17 protein-coding genes are annotated in these 18,504 nt (G+C 65.8%); 6 read left to right on the forward strand and 11 right to left on the reverse strand.

Annotated elements, in window-relative coordinates; all coding sequences use genetic code 11:
- Window positions 1-75: 75 nt before the first annotated feature.
- The 4 genes from EET10_RS27435 (at window position 76) to EET10_RS27450 (ending at window position 5,723) form a co-directional block, all read left to right on the forward strand.
- Entirely contained in the window at window positions 76-1,272 is a 1,197-nt protein-coding gene (locus EET10_RS27435; RefSeq protein WP_243410718.1) for a serine hydrolase domain-containing protein, read from the forward strand.
- A 40-nt stretch (window positions 1,273-1,312) separates the two neighbouring features.
- On the forward strand, window positions 1,313-3,226 hold the full coding sequence (locus tag EET10_RS27440; protein WP_036394385.1) for an ABC transporter ATP-binding protein/permease: 1,914 nt from the start codon (window positions 1,313-1,315) through the stop codon (window positions 3,224-3,226).
- A 74-nt stretch (window positions 3,227-3,300) separates the two neighbouring features.
- The gene (locus tag EET10_RS27445; RefSeq protein WP_036394384.1) at window positions 3,301-5,217 is read left to right on the forward strand and encodes an ABC transporter ATP-binding protein/permease; all 1,917 of its coding nucleotides are present in this window, start codon (window positions 3,301-3,303) and stop codon (window positions 5,215-5,217) included.
- On the forward strand, window positions 5,214-5,723 hold the full coding sequence (locus EET10_RS27450; RefSeq protein ID WP_063466779.1) for an adenosine-specific kinase: 510 nt from the start codon (window positions 5,214-5,216) through the stop codon (window positions 5,721-5,723). Before EET10_RS27445 ends, EET10_RS27450 begins: the two co-directional genes overlap by 4 nt.
- A gap of 28 nt (window positions 5,724-5,751) precedes the next feature.
- Here the strand turns inward: EET10_RS27450 and EET10_RS27455 are convergent, their stop codons facing one another.
- Window positions 5,752-7,554, reverse strand: coding sequence for an AMP-dependent synthetase/ligase (locus tag EET10_RS27455; RefSeq protein WP_036394382.1), 1,803 nt, complete (start codon window positions 7,552-7,554; stop codon window positions 5,752-5,754).
- Between the two features lie 257 nt (window positions 7,555-7,811).
- Here EET10_RS27455 and EET10_RS27460 point away from each other — a divergent pair, with 257 nt between their 5' ends.
- Window positions 7,812-8,828 (forward strand): AraC family transcriptional regulator, encoded by a 1,017-nt coding sequence (locus tag EET10_RS27460; protein WP_036394381.1) that lies wholly within the window; start codon window positions 7,812-7,814, stop codon window positions 8,826-8,828.
- A gap of 291 nt (window positions 8,829-9,119) precedes the next feature.
- Here the strand turns inward: EET10_RS27460 and EET10_RS27465 are convergent, their stop codons facing one another.
- The 8 genes from EET10_RS27465 to EET10_RS27500 form a co-directional block, all read right to left on the reverse strand.
- A complete protein-coding gene (locus tag EET10_RS27465; protein WP_036394380.1) occupies window positions 9,120-9,407 on the reverse strand; it encodes a WXG100 family type VII secretion target in 288 nt (95 codons plus the stop codon).
- A gap of 35 nt (window positions 9,408-9,442) precedes the next feature.
- Window positions 9,443-9,736: a type VII secretion system protein EsxG gene (esxG, locus tag EET10_RS27470; RefSeq protein WP_036405671.1), complete on the reverse strand. Its 294-nt coding sequence runs from the start codon at window positions 9,734-9,736 to the stop codon at window positions 9,443-9,445.
- A 105-nt stretch (window positions 9,737-9,841) separates the two neighbouring features.
- The gene (locus EET10_RS27475; protein WP_036394379.1) at window positions 9,842-11,098 is read right to left on the reverse strand and encodes a PPE family protein; all 1,257 of its coding nucleotides are present in this window, start codon (window positions 11,096-11,098) and stop codon (window positions 9,842-9,844) included.
- Complete coding sequence (locus EET10_RS27480) at window positions 11,095-11,409, reverse strand: PE family protein (RefSeq protein ID WP_036394378.1); 315 nt, start codon at window positions 11,407-11,409, stop codon at window positions 11,095-11,097. Before EET10_RS27480 ends, EET10_RS27475 begins: the two co-directional genes overlap by 4 nt.
- Window positions 11,410-11,687: 278 nt before the next feature.
- Window positions 11,688-13,037, reverse strand: a complete 1,350-nt coding sequence (locus EET10_RS27485; RefSeq protein ID WP_099188585.1) for a WS/DGAT/MGAT family O-acyltransferase — start codon at window positions 13,035-13,037, stop codon at window positions 11,688-11,690.
- Between the two features lie 51 nt (window positions 13,038-13,088).
- The gene (locus EET10_RS27490; RefSeq protein ID WP_036394376.1) at window positions 13,089-14,600 is read right to left on the reverse strand and encodes a flavin-containing monooxygenase; all 1,512 of its coding nucleotides are present in this window, start codon (window positions 14,598-14,600) and stop codon (window positions 13,089-13,091) included.
- 236 nt (window positions 14,601-14,836) lie between these two features.
- Window positions 14,837-15,208: a DUF2237 family protein gene (locus tag EET10_RS27495; RefSeq protein WP_063466781.1), complete on the reverse strand. Its 372-nt coding sequence runs from the start codon at window positions 15,206-15,208 to the stop codon at window positions 14,837-14,839.
- A 91-nt stretch (window positions 15,209-15,299) separates the two neighbouring features.
- Window positions 15,300-15,635, reverse strand: coding sequence for a PE family protein (locus EET10_RS27500; RefSeq protein ID WP_063466782.1), 336 nt, complete (start codon window positions 15,633-15,635; stop codon window positions 15,300-15,302).
- Between the two features lie 407 nt (window positions 15,636-16,042).
- Between EET10_RS27500 and EET10_RS27505 the strand changes: the two genes are divergently transcribed.
- Entirely contained in the window at window positions 16,043-16,429 is a 387-nt protein-coding gene (locus EET10_RS27505; protein ID WP_036394372.1) for a hypothetical protein, read from the forward strand.
- An 82-nt stretch (window positions 16,430-16,511) separates the two neighbouring features.
- On the opposite strand, the gene EET10_RS27510 is transcribed toward EET10_RS27505, so the two are convergent.
- Complete coding sequence (locus EET10_RS27510) at window positions 16,512-17,261, reverse strand: SDR family NAD(P)-dependent oxidoreductase (protein WP_036394371.1); 750 nt, start codon at window positions 17,259-17,261, stop codon at window positions 16,512-16,514.
- Window positions 17,258-18,490, reverse strand: a complete 1,233-nt coding sequence (locus EET10_RS27515; RefSeq protein ID WP_036394370.1) for an MBL fold metallo-hydrolase — start codon at window positions 18,488-18,490, stop codon at window positions 17,258-17,260. Before EET10_RS27515 ends, EET10_RS27510 begins: the two co-directional genes overlap by 4 nt.
- Window positions 18,491-18,504: the final 14 nt, after the last annotated feature.

Here is an 18,504-nt window from a genome sequence, read left to right on the forward strand (position 1 = left end):
GCTGCAACTGCGATACCGTCACGCACAGCTGGTACCGAGTGTCGCCGATGCGGCCACGGAGAAAGGAGAGCCTCCGTGGAAAAGTTCACACCCTCCGGTCGCCGACGAACTCGAAAGCTGTCGACAACCACTCCGCGGCCCGGATCGGGTATCGGGCCGGCACACCGCAGCCGGTGGCGGGTCCTGGTGGCGGTTCTGCTGATGGCAGTCCCCGCCTGCGGCCACGCGGGTGTCCAACCCGAGGGCTGGACCCTGCGGCTCGACCAGGTCATTCCGGCCGGAATGGCTGAGGCGTCGGTACCGGGTGCGCTCATCGGCGTCTGGAAGCCCGGTGAGGCGCCCTACGTGCGGGCATTCGGACTGAGCGACACCACCACCCGCGCGCCGATGGCCACCGATATGCACATGCGCATCGGCAGCGTCACAAAGACCTTTACGACCACCGCAATCTTGCAGTTGGTGGACCAGGGCAAGGTCGGACTCGACGATCCAATCGGCAAGTATGTGCCGGGAATTCCCAACGGCGACGCGATCACGCTGCGCCAACTGGGTCAAATGCGATCGGGGCTCTTCGACTACTCGACCGAGACGACGCCGCCGAAGCTGGGAGATGAGGGGCTCCAACGAACACCGGAAGAGCTGATCCAGATCGCTGTCGGCCATCCGCCGGCCTTTCCACCCGGAGCGCAATTCGACTACAACAACACCAATACGGTGCTGCTCGGCATGGTGGTCCAGAAGGTGTCCGGCCAGTCGTTGACCGACTTCATTCGCGACCACATCACCCAGCCGCTCCACATGCAGCACACCGTGTTGCCGGTCGGCGCCGAGATTCCCTCGCCACACGCGCACGGCTACACCAAGCGTCCGAGCGGCCAGATCCACGATGCCACCGACTTCAACCCGTCGTGGGGGTGGGCGGCGGGAGCCATGGTCTCGACCCTCGACGACATGCGCATCTGGGCGCGCACTGTGGCGGAAGGCGCGTTGCTCTCGAAGGCCGCACAGGCCCAACGCCTCGAATTCCTGCTCGCGCCGTCGGAAGGAACCGGCTCGCTGTACGGCTTCGGTCTCGAGAACCAAAACGCCTGGATAGGCCACAACGGGAACATCTCCGGCTACCAGTCATACGTCTATTACCTCCCCGTCGAGGGCACGACACTGCTCATGCTCGTCAACTCGAATGTCGAGGTCCTCGGGGTGTGGAACTTCTTCACCAAGATCGCGAACATCGTCAGCCCCGCTCACTCCTGGCCGGCCCCACCGGCATAGCAGCAAGCGCGCGTCCGCCCGCGGAAGAAGGAGAGCCTCCGTGGAAACGTTCACCCCCTCCATCGACTGGGGCCACGAGCTGGTCGCGTCGTTGCGGTGGATTCTTCAGGCCTGGGCGGTCAGCGGGGCATGCCTGCTCGTCGTCGCGGTGCTGGTCGTCCGGTTCACCCGCTGGGGCACTCAGTTCTGGCGCATCACCGGCCAGTACTACACGGGCCGGCACAGCGTCCCGGTCTGGGGTTTGTTCGGCGCGCTGCTGCTGTCGGTCATCACCTCGGTGCGGCTGACGGTGTTGTTCACCTACTACAGCAACGACCTGTATTCGGCGCTTCAGGCCGCGTTCCAGGGCGCCGCCGCCGGCAATGACGCGGCGCGGGACTCGGGCATCCACGGCTTTTGGGTGGCCATCTGGACCTTCTGTGTCATCGCGGTCCTGCAGGTGATCCAGGTGATGACGGATTTGTATGTCACGCAACGGTTTTTGATCCGATGGCGGGTATGGCTCACCGACCGGCTGACTGCGGACTGGCTCGACGGGCGGGCTTACTATCGGGGCCGGTTCCTGGAAACCACGATCGACAACCCCGACCAGCGCATCCAGCAGGACATCGACATCTTCACCGCAGGTGTCGGTGGCGCGCCCAACAGCCCGTCGGTCGGCACATCGGCCACGTTGCTGTTCGGCGCGGTCCGATCGGTTGTCTCGGTGGTATCTTTTGCCGCGATCTTGTGGCGACTGTCCGGAACCTTGACCATCTTCGGGATCGACATTCCGAAAGCGCTGTTCTGGGTCTTGTTCGGCTACGTCTCGATGGCGACGGTGGTCGCCTTCTGGATCGGTCACCCTCTCATCCGGTTCAGCTTCCGCAACGAGCTGTTCAACGCCGCCTTCCGGTATGCGCTGGTGCGGCTGCGCGACGCCGCCGAGGCGATCGGCTTCTACCGCGGCGAACGCGCGGAACGCTCCCAGCTCGGGACCCGGTTCGCCGACACGATTGCCAACTACCGCCGCTACGTGCGACGAACGATCGGCTTCCTCGGCTGGAACGTCACGATGAGCCAGACCATCAACCCGCTGCCGTTCATCGTGCAAGCGCCGCGACTGTTCGCGGGCAGCATCAAACTCGGAGACGTGATCCAATCCGCCGGCGCCTTCGGCCAGATCGAGGATTCACTGTCGTTCTTCCGCAACGCCTATGACCGATTCGCCAGCTATCGGGCCGCGATCATGCGCCTCAACGGGCTGGCGGAAGCCAATGCCAAGGCGCGCAAACTTCCTGAGCTGCACACCGTCGCCACCGGGGATGTCGCGATAGAACTCGACGACGTCGAGGTCCGCTCACCCACCGGCACGCAATTGATCGAGCCGCTCAATGTGCGGCTGGTGCCCGGCGACGCACTGGTCATCACCGGCACGTCCGGTTGCGGCAAGACGTCACTGCTGCGCACGCTGGCCGGGCTCTGGCCGTACGCCTCGGGCACGCTGCGCTATCCGGACGGCCGGGACGGAGTCATGTTCGTCCCGCAGCTGCCCTATCTTCCGCTGGGCAACCTGCGCGCCGCGACGAGCTACCCGGCGATGGAGGGTGAGATCGACGACCTGACGCTGCGCGACGCCCTGGCCAAAGTCACCTTGCCCAACCTCATCAGCCGGCTCGACGACGCCGAGGACTGGGCCAAGGTGCTCTCCCCCGGTGAGCAGCAACGCATCGCGTTCGCCCGCGTCCTGGTGACCAGACCCAAGGCGGTGTTCCTCGACGAAGCCACCTCGGCTCTCGACGAGGGACTGGAGTTCGCGCTCTATGACCTGCTGCGAAAAGAGCTGCCGGACTGCATCGTGGTCAGCGCCAGCCACCGCAGCACCGTCGAACCGCATCATCACCAGGAGCTGGAATTGTTGGGCAACGGCCCGTGGCGCCTGAGCCGCATCGGCGAACCGGTGGCCTCAATGTGAGCGGGCGGCTTTTCAAATCGCGGTAGCTTCTCGACATAGCGTCGCCACGACGCCATGGCACAGGAGCGTTCACCATGGATACCTTCACGCCGTCGATCGACTGGAGCAACGAGGTTGCGGGGTCGTTGTGGTGGCTTGCCGAAGCCTGGACGATCAGCGGCGCGGGCCTGTTGGCCGTCGGGACGCTCATCGCCCGCTACACCACATGGGGCCGGCAGTTCTGGGAGGTGACCGGAGGATACTTCAAGGGCCACAACAGTATTCCGGTGTGGGGCCGGCTGGCCCTGCTGCTGATGCTGGTGATGGTCGCGGTGCGGATCAATATTCTGCTGAGCTATTACAGCAACGACTTGTACACCGCGCTGCAGGTGGCGTTCGAGGGAGCCGCCAGCGGCGACATGCGGGTCCGCAACTCCGGCATCCACGGCTTCTGGATGGCCATCGCGACCTTTTCCGTCCTGGCGGTCATCTACATCACGCGCGCCGTGGTCGACCAGTTTCTGATGCAGGAGTTCATCATCCGGTGGCGGGTCTGGCTCACGCACCGATTGATGGGCGACTGGCTGGGTGACCGCGCCTACTATCGCGGACAGTTCATCGACCACCCCATCGACAACCCCGACCAGCGCATCCAGCAAGACGTCGACGCTTTCACCGCATGCTCGGGCGGCATGGCGAACATCCCCGCGAACGGGACCGCCAAAACCCTGCTGTTCGGTGCCGTGCAGGCGGTGGTGTCGGTGGTGTCGTTCGCCGCGATCCTGTGGGAACTGTCGTTCCCGATCACCGTCGCGGGTCTGCAGATTCCGCGGGCGCTGTTCTGGATCGTCATCGCCTACATCACGTTCGCCACGGTGGTCGCCTTCTGGATCGGACGTCCGCTGATCCGGTTGAGCTTCCGCAACGAAAAGCTCAACGCGGTCTTCCGCTACGCCCTGGTGCGGTTGCGCGACGCCGGCGAGGCAGTCGGCTTCTACCGCGGAGAGCGAGCCGAAAGTGTGGAATTGAACGGGCGATTCGCGGGGGTGATCACGAACTATCGCGGCTATCTGCGGCGCAGCGTGGCCTTCACCGGCTTCAATGTGGCGGTGAGCCAGCCGATCGGGCTGCTGCCGTTCCTGATTCAGGCGCCGCATTTGTTCGCGGGCTCGTTCAAACTCGGCTACGTCATGCAATCCACGCAGGCATTCGGCACGGTTCACGATTCGCTGTCGTTCTTCCGTAACGCCTATGACCTGTTCGCCAGCTACCGCGCCTCCATCCTTCGGGTGCACGGCCTGGTCGAGTCCAACGCCAAGACCCGTGCGTTGCCGAAACTGCACACCGCGCCCAGCGTCGACGGCTCGGTCGAATTGGACGAGGTCGAGGTGCGCACGCCGGACGGCCTGCAATTGGTGGAGCCGCTCAGCATGAGACTCGCTCCGGGCGACTCCATGGTGATCGTCGGCCGGTCCGGGTCGGGCAAGACCACGCTGCTGCGCAGCCTCGCCCAGTTGTGGCCGTTCACATCCGGGACGTTGCGACACCCCAGCCAAGACAACGCGACGATGTTCTTGAGCCAGTTGCCATATGTGCCCCTGGGCAATCTGCGTGCCGTGGTGTCCTACCCGGCCGCCGAGGGCGACATCGCCGACCGCAGGCTGCGCGACGTGTTGGCCAAAGTGGCGCTGGCTCACCTGCGCGACCGGCTGGATCAGGTTCAGGACTGGGCCAAGGTGCTCTCCCCCGGCGAACAGCAGCGGATCGCGTTCGCTCGCATCCTGCTCACCAGGCCCAGCGCGGTGTTCCTCGACGAGGCAACGTCTGCGCTCGACCCGGGACTCGAATATTCGCTGTACCAATTGCTTCGCACCGAGTTGCCGGAGACCGTGGTGGTATCGGTCAGCCACCGCAACACCGTCGAGCCACATCACGAGCAGCAGTTGGCGCTGCTGGGCGGCGGGGCCTGGCGGGTGGGGAAGGTCGGCGAACGTGGCAGCATGAGTCTGTGACCGGGTCTGTCTCCACAACGTCGCTGTCCTGGGATGTGGTGCTCGTCGATAAGCCGGATGACGTCAACGTCGTGATCGGCCAGGCGCACTTCATCAAGACGGTCGATGACCTCCACGAGGCGCTGGTGGGGGTGAGTTCAGCACTACGGTTCGGGCTGGCGTTCTGCGAGGCGTCCGGGCCGCGATTGGTTCGACGCAGCGGTAACGACCCCGCGTTGGTGGAGCTCGCAACCAACACCGCCCTGGCGATCGCGGCCGGACACTGCTTCGTGATCTTCCTGCGCGAGGGCTTCCCGATCAGCGTCCTCAATCCGGTGAAAGCGGTGCCCGAGGTCTGCACGATTCACTGCGCCACGGCCAATCCCGTTGAAGTCGTGGTCGCGGTGACGGAGCGCGGGCGGGGCATCGCGGCCGTGATCGACGGTCAACCACCCCTCGGGGTGGAGACCGATCGTGACGTCACCGAGCGGCGCGAGCTACTGCGCGCCATCGGTTACAAGCTCTGACTGCTGTCAGATAATCGAGCCGCTCCGGTCAGCGCTTGCTGTACAGGGACTCGATCTCGGCGGCGAAACGCTGCGCCACCACATTGCGTTTCACCTTCAGCGTCGGGGTCAGCTCACCGGTCAAAACCGTGAAGTCGACCGGCAGAATGCGGAACCGCCGGATCGATTCGGCTTGAGAAACGGCCTGATTGGCTTGCTTGACCGCCTGGTCGATCTCGCCGGCCAGATCGGGGTCGTCGATCAGATCGGCCACCGACGCCGTCGCGTCTTTACCGTGGTGCTGCTTCCACACGTCGAACCCTTCCGGGTCGATCGCTATCAGTGCGGCCACGTACGGCTTGTTGTCCCCGACCACCATGGCCTGGCTGACCAGCGGGTGCGCGCGCAACTGGTCTTCGAGGACAGCCGGCGCGACGTTCTTGCCGCCGGCTGTCACGATGATCTCCTTCTTGCGGCCGACGATCGACAAGAAGCCGTCGGCGTCGACCGACCCGAGGTCGCCGGTGTGGAACCACCCGTTGACGATCGCCTCGGCAGTGGCGTTCTCGTTGTGCCAGTAGCCGGTGAACACCACGCCGCCGCGCACCAGCACCTCGCCGTCATTGGCGATCGCCATGCTGTTGCCGGGCAACAACTTGCCGACCGTGCCGACCCGCTCCTCGCCGATCCGGTTCACGGTGATCGCGGCGCTGGTCTCGGTGAGCCCGTAGCCCTCGTAGATGGTCACCCCGATGCCGCGGTAGAAGTGGCACAGCCGTTTGCCCAACGGCGCTCCCCCGGAGACCGCGGCATGGCAGTTGCCACCGAGCGCAGCGCGTAGTTTGCCGTACACCAGCCGGTCGAACAGCGCGTGCCTGGCCCGCAGCAGCAAACTCGGACCGCCGGCGTCCCGGGCCGTGCTCCATTCGATCGCGGTGCGAGCGGCGGCGTCGAAGATCTTGCCCCTGCCGCTATCCTGGGCCTTCAATTCGGCTGTGTTGTAGACCTTTTCGAACACCCGGGGCACCGACACCACCACCGTCGGCTGGAACACAGCCAACGTGGACACCAGGTTCTTGATGTCGCTGGTGTACCCGATCGTGACCTTGTTGGCGAATGCCGACATGGACAGTGAACGCGCCAGCACATGCGCCAGCGGCAAGAAGACCAGCAGCCGTTCGCTCTTGCGCAACAACGTCGGAAAGCACGACGCCGCGCCGCGCGCCTCGTACAGCAGATTCGAGTGGGTCAGCTGGCAGCCCTTCGGGCGGCCCGTCGTTCCCGAGGTGTAAATCAGCGTCGCGGGGTCGGCGGCCCGCAACGACGCCAGCCGTTGGTCGAGTTGGCCGACGTCCACTGCCTTGCCGGCCTCGGCCAGCTCGTCGAGGGCCGTCGGGCCGCTCGACTCGAGCTGCAGGATTTTTCGCAGGCTCGGCAGCTCGTCGCTGAGCTCCTTGATCACCTGGGCGTGGGCGTCGGTCTCGGCGATCGCCAGCACGGCCCCGGAATCCTCCAGCACCCAGCGCACCTGCTCGGCCGAGGAGGTGTCGTAGATCGGGACGGTGACCGCGCCCACCGAAAGGATCGCGTAGTCAAGGATCACCCACTCGTAGCGGGTGGCCGACAAAATCGCGACTCGATCACCGGCATTGACGTTCTCGGCGATCAAACCCAGTGCCGTGGCGCGGATCTGCTGGGCCGCCTCCGCGCAGGTCACGTCGGTCCACACCCCGTCGACCAGGCGCTGGAAGATCACATGATCGGGGTCGTCGCGCTCGTGTGCGTACACACTGCCGGCGATGTGGTCGGTGTCGGCGACGGTGAAATCCGCGGCAACATTGAATTCACGCATGGTCTGGGGTCCCTTGCAGCTGGTCGCGATTGGATTCGACTTATGGGTTACGGTCGCCCGACGGGACGGTCTCCACGGGCGTGAACGGTTTTTCGATGAAACACCTCCTGGCCTCTGCCGATTGCCGCCGGCAAGTCCGGTGCGAAGCATTATCCACCGACGCTAGCCGCCTGCGCAGTTTGCTTCCACATGGCCCGGCAGCGTCGTGGGGTCTCGGGTACTTGACACAGCGGCACCGGCCGCTGAGGGTCAACGGCATGTCCGTGGTGCGCGGGACCGGGCTGTCCAACTACCCGAAGCTGGCCGCCGAGTTGGGCGGTGACCCGGCCAGCCTGCTGCGGGCAGTGGGTATCCGTGACCGAGACGTCGGCAACTACGACGCGTTCATACCGTTCCGCGCGGCGATCAGGGCAATGGAATCGGCCGCAGAGGCAACGGCCACACCGGATTTCGGGCGCAGGTTGGCCCGGCGACAGAGTATCGAGATCCTGGGACCGGTGGGCGTGGCCGCTCGAACCGCCGCGACGGTGGCCGACGCCTTGTCGATCTTCAACACCTTCATGGCGGCGTACAGCCCGGTTATCCGCATACAGATCACCTCGTCGGCCGATGCACAGCGGTCATTCATCGGAATCCAGTTCCTCCTCGACGAAGCGATTCCCTGTCCGCAGACGCTGGAACTGGCGTTGGGCGTCTCGCTCGGGGTGTTACGCCTACTGATGGGCGCCGACTACGCCCCGCTGGCGGTGCACCTATCCCACGACCCGGTTACCGCACCGGCCGACTACGCGCAGTATTTCGGCTGCACGCCGTACTTCGCCGAACGCAGGAGCGGATTCACCGTGCGCACCGCGGACCTGAGCCGGCCGTTGAACCGAGACGACGTCGCCCACCGCGCGGTGGTCGACTATCTGAGCAGCATCACCCCACTAGGCGCCGGGATCGTGGAATCGGTACGCGCCATCGTTCGCCAATTACTGCCCACCGGGGCGGCGACCCTCGACCTGGTGGCCGAGCAATTCCACCTGCATCCGAAAACGTTGCAGCGCAGGCTTGCCGACGAAGGCACTACCTTCGCGGTGCTGGTAGACCAAGTCCGCAAGGACACCGCCGACCGCTACCTGCGCACGACCGGTATCAGCTTGTCGCACCTGACCAGGGAATTGGGCTATGCCGAGCAGAGCGTGTTGACGCGCTCCTGCAAGCGCTGGTTCGGGGCGGGGCCGGCAGCCTACCGAAACCGGACCCGCTTGCCGGCATTCGCGCGGGCCTGAGCGGCTCACGCGCGGATCGTTCGGCGCCTCAGCGCCTCGGCGTTCGGCCGCCGTATCCGAAGTAGCGCGGTTGCCTTGAGGTCGGTCGATGCCCGGGGTTCCCGGCGTGCGCGGCGACGGGTCATCGCCAGGCGGCGGCGCACGATCTGTGTCAGGTGAAGTCCAGGCCACCAACCGAATACCGACCACCACCATGGCGGTGACGCCAGCATCATCCGCCCGGTACTCGGCCGGACTGCCCGCCGCTGCCGGTTAACCGTATCCACTATCACCGCAACGGATTACGGCCAGCTACCCCCACTTGGCGGCTTCGGCGCCGTCGCGAGCCAGCATGGCCATGGTGTTGGATTCATGCGTGCTGGCCATCGACTGATAAGACCGCATCAGGTCTTCCATGGCCTGGTTCCACTGGGTCTGCCAGCCCTGGTAGGTCATTCCGGTATCGCCTTGCCAGGCATTGGACAGCGCGGCCTGCTCGTTGGCGATATCGGCGCCCAGGCTGTGCAGGGTGCCCGCATAGCCGGACATGTTCCCGGCGTGCGCCAGCATCGCCGGGTAGTTGTACATAATCTGTGACATCACAAGTCCTTTCGAAGTTTCACGGTGACGGTGACTCAGAAGCCGGTGTAGGTGGACGCCGCGGCGGCATCGGCGGCCACATAGGTGCCCGCGGCATCACCCAGATTGGCCTGCGCGATGTCCAACAAGGTGTTGACCCGGGCGGCGGCCTCCACAAACCGGGCGTGCGCGCCCTGAAACGCCGCCGCCGACTCGCCCTGATGAAACGCCTGCGCCGACATCGCCGACTGCTCGGCCTGCCCGACCGTGTGCCGCATCAACGCGGCCTTGGCGGTAAACGCCGACTGCGACGCCACCAACTGCGGAATATGGGCATCCAACAAACTCATGGTCATCCTTTTCGTGGGTGCGGATATTTTGGGTTGTTACGCTCCGCGGCTTAGGGATTCAGCCGGTAGGTTGGTTGCTGTCCGTGATAGGCGGCTATCGCGTCGCTAGCTGACGCAGCCGGCCATGATCGCCTCCCGACTCGGGTCCCAGGTGGCCGGCAGCATCGGAGCCCGCGCCACATCGCCTGACTCCTGGTCACCCAACCTGGTCAAACCTCCTGGCTCTGCAGCGGCCTCCTTGCCGGCGGTCCCGGCAAAACCCAACGGTGCAGCGCCCCGGGCCGAGTAACCCAGGCCGGCCGGCGCCGTCGCGGGAGCGGTCGCCACGGCCGAAACCAATCGGGCCGGCGGCGGCACGGCAGCGGCTCCGAGTTCGGGCGTCACCGAGCCGGCGGCAACTGCGCCCACCGCGGCCGGAGCGGCCGCCACCGACAATCCCAAAGAATTCAGCAGCGCGGTGGCAGCCGGAACCAGGGCCGGCGGCAGCGCGGCAAGCAACGCGCTGGTGGCACCGGTAGTCACCCCCGTCGCCAGAGCCGATGCCGGCGCTCCGCCTTCGGCCACGGTGTAGCCGAGCGCGAAGATCATCGGACCCCATTCCAGCAGCGCGTTGAATGGATTGGTCCAAAAGGCATTGAGCATCTGCCACAAATTGCCGATCGGGTCCTGCAGGAACAACGCGTCTTCCTTCAAGACCCACACATTGAAGGCCAGATACGCCTCGGCAACCTCCTTAAGGAGCGCCCAGATCAAGTTCCACGGGATATCCCCCATGGCGGATTGGACCGACGTGGCAGCGGCGTCGCCGGCGCCGCTGACACCGGGCTTGACCAGTGGCGGGGCGGGCGTGTTTTGCGGCACCGACGCCAGCGCCGCGACTGACGCCGCGTGGTAGATGCTCATCGCGGTGGCAGCCTGGATCCACATCCGCAGATAGTCGCCCTCATTGAGCGCGATCGGGATCGTATTGATGCCAAAGAAATTCGTCGCCAGCAATACCGCGTGTACGGCGTGGTTGGCAGCCAACTCCGGCAATGTCGGCATCGCCGCCAGTGCGCCGGTATAGGCGGTCGCCGCCACCTCGTGCTGGGCGGCCACCCCGGCGCTGTCGGCGCTTGCCCGCAACAGCCATGCCAGGTAGGGGACGTGCGCTGCCGCAAATAGTTGGGCGCTCGGACCCTGCCACGCCCCGACCTCAACCCCGCCCAGCAATGCCGTGAGTTCTTCTGCTACCGCTGCGTATTCGGCGCTGATCGACGTCCACGATGCGGCGGCCACGAGCAGCGGACCGGAGCCCGGACCGCTGCTCAGCAACGACGAATGCACCTCCGGTGGAGAGGCGATCCAGATTGGAGCCGTCACCGTAAGCCGCCCGACGCCAGGTACGAGGCCGCCGCCGCGGCGTCACCAACCGCGTAACTGACACCGGACTCACCGACACCGACACCGGACCGGCCGAGTTCCCCGATCCCCTCCGCCACGATCGCCGCGTGCTCGACGCCCTGACCGCTGAAGCCCGCCGCGGTCTGCAGCGACACCGGATCCGCCGCCGGCGGCACGACCGCGGTGATCAACGGTGCGGCGGCCGCCTGCGCGGCCGCGAGCCGAGCCGTCAGCGCCTCCACCGCCGCGCTGGCCGCGGCCAGACCTTCGGGCACCACTCGCAGCGTCATCACCGATACTCCTTCCGGGGCGCCTGATCTACCGGCGCGGCACATACCATCGAATATAAATCTCACGAACTATAACTATTGTCAACTGTTGAAACGGGCCACGGTGTCGTAGGTTTCGCGCACGTCAAAATAGTTGTTCAGCTGCATTGCGGTGGGTGTCGGGCACGGACCGGCCATCCACGCGGTGCTCGTCGGGAAAGTGCCGACCGGACGGTGGTGGCCCGCGGCTGCGCGAATTCGTTGTGCCGCGGTGACGGAAGTTAGGGCTGGCCCGGTCGTCAGAGGCCGACTGCGCGCTCCAATTCCTTCAGCGAGGTCTCCAGGTGTCCGAGCACGCGCTGCAGGTGTGGGACGCTGCGGCGGCAGCCCACGAGTCCGAAGTCCAGACTGTCGGCGGTACTGGTCAAAGTGATGTTGAGCGCTTGACCGTCGAGCACGAGGGACATCGGATAGTTGCCGACCATCCTGGCGCCGTTGAAATAGCGTGGCTCGCGCACGCCGGGCACGTTCGAGACGCACACGTTGAACGGCGGCGGCGTCATCCTGGTCAGGCCGGGCACGGTATGGAGCGCGGCCGGGCTCAACAGCAGCAGTGACAGCGCCATCGCTTGCGCCCGAGGCAACTGTGAGAGAACGTTCTTGTTGTCGCGCATCGACGCATGAATGACGTCCAGGCGGTCGGCCGGGTCGTCGAGGTGGGTAGCCAGGTTGCACAACACCGCCCCGACCATATTTCCGCCCACCGAGTCGTGATGGTTGCGAAGGCTTACCGGCACCATCGCTACCAGCGGTGCGTCCGGCAGCGCGTCGTTGTCGTCGAGGTAGGCGCGCAGCGCGCCGGCGCACATCGCCAGCACGACGTCGTTAAGGCTAACTCCGGCAGCGTCTTTGACCGTCCTGACCCGGTCCAACTCCCAGGACTGGGCGGCGCAGCGCCGCGCGCCGCCGACGGCGACGTTCAGCATGGTGCGCGGCGTCCCGAAGGGCAATGTCAGCTGCTGTTCCAGCAACGCTGACCGCGCCAACCGAAGCGTCGACGGGGCAAGCCCGCCAACGGATGCCAGCATTCCACCGAGCCGGTGCAACCGCCCGCGGCGCTGCCGGCTGCGCGGGGAGCGCGAAGGTGCGGGTGACCACGGAGCCCGGAAGTCGGTGTCGTCGTCATCGGCCGAAAGTGACTGCCGCATCAGCGTGAGTCCGGATACGCCGTCGATCAGTGCGTGATGCATCTTCGAGTAGATCGCAAACCGCCCATCCTTGAGGCCCTCGATCACGTGTGTTTCCCACAGCGGCCGATGGCGATCGAGGAGGTTGGCGTGCAGCCTCGAGGTGAGCTCCAGCAGCTCGCGGACCCGGCCCGGCGCCGGCAACGCGGATCGTCGCACGTGGTAGCCGAGGTCGACGTCGTTGTCGGTGGACCAGCCGACGTTGGCGATCGAGCCATGCAAAGAGCTCGGCCGCTTGCGGAAAAGCGGTGCTATGTCCTGGCATTCGAGCATCGCCCGGTGGGTCTCGCGCACGAATGCCCGGCCGGCACCCGCAGGCGGCTCGAACAGCTGCAGCGCCCCGACGTGCAGCGGATGCTCGCGCGACTCCGCGGCCAGAAACAGCGCGTCGACCGGTGACATCAGTTCCATCCGTGTACTCCCCTCATGGCCCCTGGGCCGGTTAGCGGCCGGTCAGCCCGTCAAGACCAACCCGGACGTGTCGGCGCCGTCCGACGTGGTGAAGCGCAGGTGGTCATCGTCGACCGGGCCCTCGCGCAGCATTTTTCGGTCCGCCTGGTAGTCCATGCAGACCTGCCATGATCCTTCGGTTCCCTGGTGGGGGAACTGGGCCATCGCCCGCCGGACGTAGCCGGCGGACAAGTCCAGGAACGGCCGAGTCGACATTGCCGCGGGCACCTGCGGGCAGCAGACATCGTGTCCGTTGGCGTCCATGTGGGCCAGCAGCCGGCAGAAGTGCTCGCATACCAGCCCGACCTTGAGCGTCCACGACGAGTTGGTGTAGCCGAACAGGTAGGCGAAGTTGGGGACGTCGCTGAGCAGAAAGCTCTTGAATGCCACCTTTTCCGAGATGTCGACGGCGGTGCCGTCCACCGAGAACTTGATGCCTCCGAATGCCAGCAGGTTCAAACCGGTTGCGGTGACCACGATGTCGGCCTCCAGCTCCCGCCCGGATGCCAGCCGGATCCCGCGCTCGGTGAAGGTGTCGATCCGGTCGGTGACCACCGAAGCCCGGCCCTCACGGATGGCCCGGAACATGTCGGCGTCGGGCACCGCGCACAGCCGCTGGTCCCACGGGTTGTACGCGGGCCGGAAGTGCTCGTCGACCGGATACCCGGCCGGCAGTTGCCGGGCGTTGAGGTGACGGATCAGCCGCCGGGCGGCCTGCGGATAGTGCTGGCAGAACCGCCAGACGAGTCGCTGCTTGGCAACGTTCTTCGTGCGGGTGAGGGCGTAGGCACGGTCGCGGCCGACCAATTTGGGCAAGGTGTTGGCGATGCGGTCCTTCGACGGCACCGGGACCACGTAGGTCGGCGAACGCTGCAACATGGTCACGTGTCCGGCGGACTCGGCCATGGCCGGCACCAACGTGACCGCGGTTGCGCCGCTGCCGATGATCACCACCCGCTTGCCGCGGTAGTCCAGGTCTTCGGGCCAGTGCTGGGGGTGCACGATCTGCCCGCTAAACCGTTGCCGGCCGGGAAATTCCGGCGTATATCCCGCGTCGTAGCGGTAGTAGCCGCTGGCGCAGAAGAGCCATCCGCAACTCATGGTCACCCGTTCGCCGCAAGCCTGGCCGTCGCGCGAGCGCTCGATCTGCACCAGCCAGCGTGCGTCACGGCTGGACCATGCCGCCTCGATCACCTTGTGCCCGAACCGGATCGCCGCGCCGATGCCGTTCTCGGCCACCGTCTGGCGAAGGTAGGACATGATGGCGTCCGCGCTGGCGATCGCCTTGTCGTTCTCCCACGCCTTGAACTCGTAGCTGAACGTGTGCAGATCGGAGTCCGACCGAATTCCCGGGTACCGGAACAGGTCCCATGTCCCGCCGATGTCGCCGCGGGCCTCCACGATGGCGAACGTCTTGGCCGGCTGCATTGTCCGCAGGTAGTAAGCAGCGCCGATGCCGGAGATACCGGCACCAACTATCAACACGTCGACGTGCTCGATGCTGCTGGATTCCATGTGCGTGTCCTGTTCGGATGGGATCTGCCCCGCGGACCTCGCCGTCCGTGGGGAGGTGGCTGAACCGTCGAACACACCTTGGCGCACATCGCAGCATCGCGTCTTGACAGCAGGGGACAATATTTTGACAATTGAGGACAGATGTTGGTGGTCTTGAGCACATCGGCACAACGCCGCGCGGCGACGGTAACGACGTTGCCGACCGGGAGCCCGACAGCACAGCGGCCGGAAGTGCGCTACAAGTCGGTCAGGTCGTCGGGCACGTCGACGGAGTGCTCTTTCAGCGTCTCGAGCGGCACCACTTCGAGGGTGCGCTCATGGGTGGCGGCCAGTACCACCGGAGCCGCGCAGCCATCGTGGTGGGCCCTTAGCCAATTCATCGCGGTCACGCACCAGCGGTCACCCGGGAGCAGCCCGGGGAAGCGGTACTCGGGAACTGGCGTCGACAGGTCGTTGCCGATCGAGCGCTGATGCTCGAGGAATTCGGCGGTCACGACTGCGCAGATGGTATGCCGGCCCAGGTCTTCCGGGCCGGTGGAACAGCAGCCGTCGCGATAGAAGCCGGTCAGCGGGTCGGTACCGCACGGTTGCAGGGGGCCGCCCAGCACGTTGCGGTCAGGCTGGCGTTCAGGCACCTGCCCAGTATCGCGCTTTCCGGCCGTGGATCCGCGAAGCTGCGACCGGTATGCCGTGCTGCGGCTACCCGGCTGCCATCCGGAAGCCGGGCAGCGGTCCCACGCCGGTCAAGCTGGTGGCCGCAGCGGTGTCGACATCGGTGTACATCCGCGCGATGTCGGCGAAGGCCTCTCCGGCCCGTCGCAGCTCTTCTTGCGCCGCTTGATTGAGAGCCAGCAGCTGGACGGCCTCCGCCGTGAACGCGGCCACCGCTTGGGCCGAGACTTCGTCGGCCCCGGCGGGCAGCAGCGAGGTCAGCGGGGTCGATGCCGTCGCACCGGCCTGCAGTCCTTGGGAGGCGTTGTCGGCAACCCGCGCACCGATGTCGGCGGCTGCCGGATCGATAGACATCGACTGCATGTGTTTCTCCTGTATAGCGCCAGTCAGTGGTGGTCAGCGACGAGGTAACCGGGGCCTCAAACGATGTCAGTAGCGATAGTAGTAGTACGGCATAGTTTTTATCTGCAAATCTTGAAAAATCGGCCCTTACGTTCGTAGCGCACTGTTCGGTGAGCCTTGGCATCGCCACGGCTCGAAATCGCCTTCGAAAGCGGCCCTCGAAAGCGGCGGGGGCCGGATGGCATTCGTGGCGGCGTGCCGCACGTCTGCGCCCAACCTCTCCACACTCCACGGTCTTAGCACCGTTTCGGTTCACCTGCACCCCAAAAAATTTCGCGGGCCAATGCGGCCAGCCCCGACGTGGGCGATCGGCGGCAACGGCCAGATTGGCCCGTCGGCTTCACTGCCTGCGTGTTAGGTTCAGCGGCGTGATACTTACGGGTGCCTTCCTGGCCGACGCCGCCGCCGTGGTGGACAACAAACTCAACGTGCAGGGCGGCGTACTGTCGCGATTTGCCGTCGGGCCGGACCGGTTGGCCCGGTTTGTCTTGGTGGTGCTGACGCAGTCGGAGCCGGGCAGTTCCGACGACCGGCAGCTCAACATCGAGGCAAGGCCTCCCGCGGATGCCGAGGCAATACGCCTGCAGTTCGAAGTGCCCGAAGCGGCGGTCGCGGAGTTTCCCGGGTTCGCCTTCTTCGAGATCCAGCTGCGCTTGCCCGTCGACGGCCGTTGGGTGTTGGTCGTGACCGCCGACACCGGAGCGATCTCGCTCCCGGTTCTGGTCAGCGAGATGCCGCCGTCGTCCGGCTTCTGAGCCGGCGTGGGGCGCTCAGCGCCGTACGGTCGGTGAGCGACTGCTCCGGCGACCACGCCTCGCGGGCCGGCCCCATCGACAATCAGACGCAGTCCGAGGCGCCGTCGACGACGAAGACGGCACCGGTGGTGTAGCTGCTGTGCTCGGTGCACAAGAAGGCGACCGCGGGCGCGATCTCGCCGACCGATCCGAAACGTCGTAACGGAATATGAGCCAGCTCTGCCGCCACCAACTCGGGTGCGATGTGCATGGGTGCGGTCATCGGGGTATCGATGGTGCCCGGTGCCACCGCGTTCACCCGGATTCCCATCGGGGCCCACTTGACCGCGAGATTCCTGGTGATCGAGATGATCCCCGCCTTGGCGGCGCCGTATCCGGGTACCAGCGGCACCGCTCGCAGCGCAGACATGGACGCCATGTTGACCACGCTGGCACCGCCGCTCGCCGTGGACGCTTTCAATGCGCGGCGAAGTCCCACGGTCAATCGGTAGGGACCGGTCAGGTTGAGAGTCACCGACGTGTCGAACCCATCCGGCCTGGATTCGTCGAGCCCGCCGGGGAAGTTCGCGCCGGCGTTGTTGACGAGCACGTCCAGTCGGGCGAAACGCTGAGCCAGCTGGTCCACCGAATCGGCATCGACCAGGTGCAGCCGGTGATACGTCATGCCCGACAGGTCTGTCTCGTACTCGGCCGCGGCCGCCTTGGTTCCGGTGACCGCGACCTCGGCCCCGGCATCGCGAAACAGCGTCGCGATCGCGTGTCCGATTCCGCTGGTGCCGCCGGTGATCAGGGCGGTCGTTCCGGCGAAGTCGAAAATCACCCGCGCGGTCACGAGTTGCTCGCGATCTGATGCTTGAGCCATGCGCTTTCCCAGAAGTTCGTACTGTCGGCCAGCAATGTCTGGTGGGCTTGTCTGAGCACGGCGCGCGCCTGATCGTCGGGCACCAATTCGGCGAGATGGATCGCGTGCACCGGCCGGCCGGCGGCCAGGTGCGCGCGTGCCCGATCCAGCAGCGCGTCGGCGCCGGCCAATTCGACGACATCTGCCGCGACGGCGTCGAAGCCGACGGGGTAAAGCTCGGTCGTCGAACGGTGATGAAACCAGCCCGAGTAGTTCTCCCAGATCGCCCGCACATCCCAGGCGACCTTTCCGTAGCCTTGGCCCACGTCGTATTCCGGTGGCACGCTGATCTCACGCATCAGCGTCGCGATGTCTTTTCCGGCGTTCATCCCGGCGACGGTCTGGTCGTGGATGTACTGGACGGCGTTGCGTAGCCGCGTCAGCTCTGCGTTGAGGCGTTCGGCGCCGGTGATCGGCGCGAAGTGACCGGTCACCAGAAGCTCGGGTTGCAGGTCGCGGACCCGCTCGATCGAGGAGACGGCGGTCAAGGCGTCTCGGTAGCGATCGCCGCGAATGGTGACGAGGTTGGGCACGTGCCCGAAGATCGGGCCGAAGGTGTTGCCGCACAGGCATATTCGCTCATCAGGCAGCCACACCACGAGTGAGTCGGTGGTTTCTCCGCCCGGAACCGCCAGCAGTTCGATCCGCCGGCCACCGACCTCCAGCGCGAGGGTGTCCTCGAAGTCGAGATCGACGGCCGGGACGCTCTGAGCCGGCAGGCGGGTGCTACCCAGACGTCGCTGAATCGCTTCGATGCCGGTCTTCAGCGTGTCTTTGAAGGCGAAGGCGCTGCGGCTGGCTCGGTACCGGATGAGGCGTTCGTTGTCGTCGCGCCACAGGGTCCAATTCGCCTGCGCGACAACGCAGGTGTCAGGATCGCGCACACCGTCCAGACCGCCGACATGGTCGACGTGACCCTGGGTGAGGATGATGTAGCGCACCGGCGACTTGTCGACGGCGTCGAAGTTGGCGCGGTGCACCGGCCCCTCGAAACCCATGCCGGTGTTGACGATCACCCGGCCGTCCCCGGTGGTCAGCAGGTAGGCATTCGACAGGCCCGGCGAGCACCACAGACCCGGCGCGAGTTCCTCGGCCCGTTCGGCGGCCGCCGGGCGAATCTCGTCGGCGCCGGGCCGGCTGAGATAAACCGGTTCGAACATCGCTGCAGTCTCCT

This window comes from Mycobacterium pseudokansasii, assembly GCF_900566075.1.
GTDB classification, from domain to species: Bacteria; Actinomycetota; Actinomycetes; order Mycobacteriales; family Mycobacteriaceae; genus Mycobacterium; species Mycobacterium pseudokansasii.

Excerpts from the sequence above, each read along its gene's own strand:
- EET10_RS27455 (WP_036394382.1), bottom strand. The coding sequence starts at position 7,554 with ATGCGTGAATTCAATGTTGCCGCGGATTTCACCGTCGCCGACACCGAC.
- EET10_RS27515 (WP_036394370.1), bottom strand. The coding sequence starts at position 18,490 with ATGTTCGAACCGGTTTATCTCAGCCGGCCCGGCGCCGACGAGATTCGC.
- EET10_RS27485 (WP_099188585.1), bottom strand. The coding sequence starts at position 13,037 with ATGTCACCGGTCGACGCGCTGTTTCTGGCCGCGGAGTCGCGCGAGCAT.
- EET10_RS27445 (WP_036394384.1), top strand. The coding sequence starts at position 3,301 with ATGGATACCTTCACGCCGTCGATCGACTGGAGCAACGAGGTTGCGGGG.
- EET10_RS27480 (WP_036394378.1), bottom strand. The coding sequence starts at position 11,409 with ATGACGCTGCGAGTGGTGCCCGAAGGTCTGGCCGCGGCCAGCGCGGCG.
- EET10_RS27465 (WP_036394380.1), bottom strand. The coding sequence starts at position 9,407 with ATGTCACAGATTATGTACAACTACCCGGCGATGCTGGCGCACGCCGGG.
- EET10_RS27500 (WP_063466782.1), bottom strand. The coding sequence starts at position 15,635 with ATGCAGTCGATGTCTATCGATCCGGCAGCCGCCGACATCGGTGCGCGG.
- esxG (WP_036405671.1), bottom strand. The coding sequence starts at position 9,736 with ATGAGTTTGTTGGATGCCCATATTCCGCAGTTGGTGGCGTCGCAGTCG.
- EET10_RS27460 (WP_036394381.1), top strand. The coding sequence starts at position 7,812 with ATGTCCGTGGTGCGCGGGACCGGGCTGTCCAACTACCCGAAGCTGGCC.
- EET10_RS27490 (WP_036394376.1), bottom strand. The coding sequence starts at position 14,600 with ATGGAATCCAGCAGCATCGAGCACGTCGACGTGTTGATAGTTGGTGCC.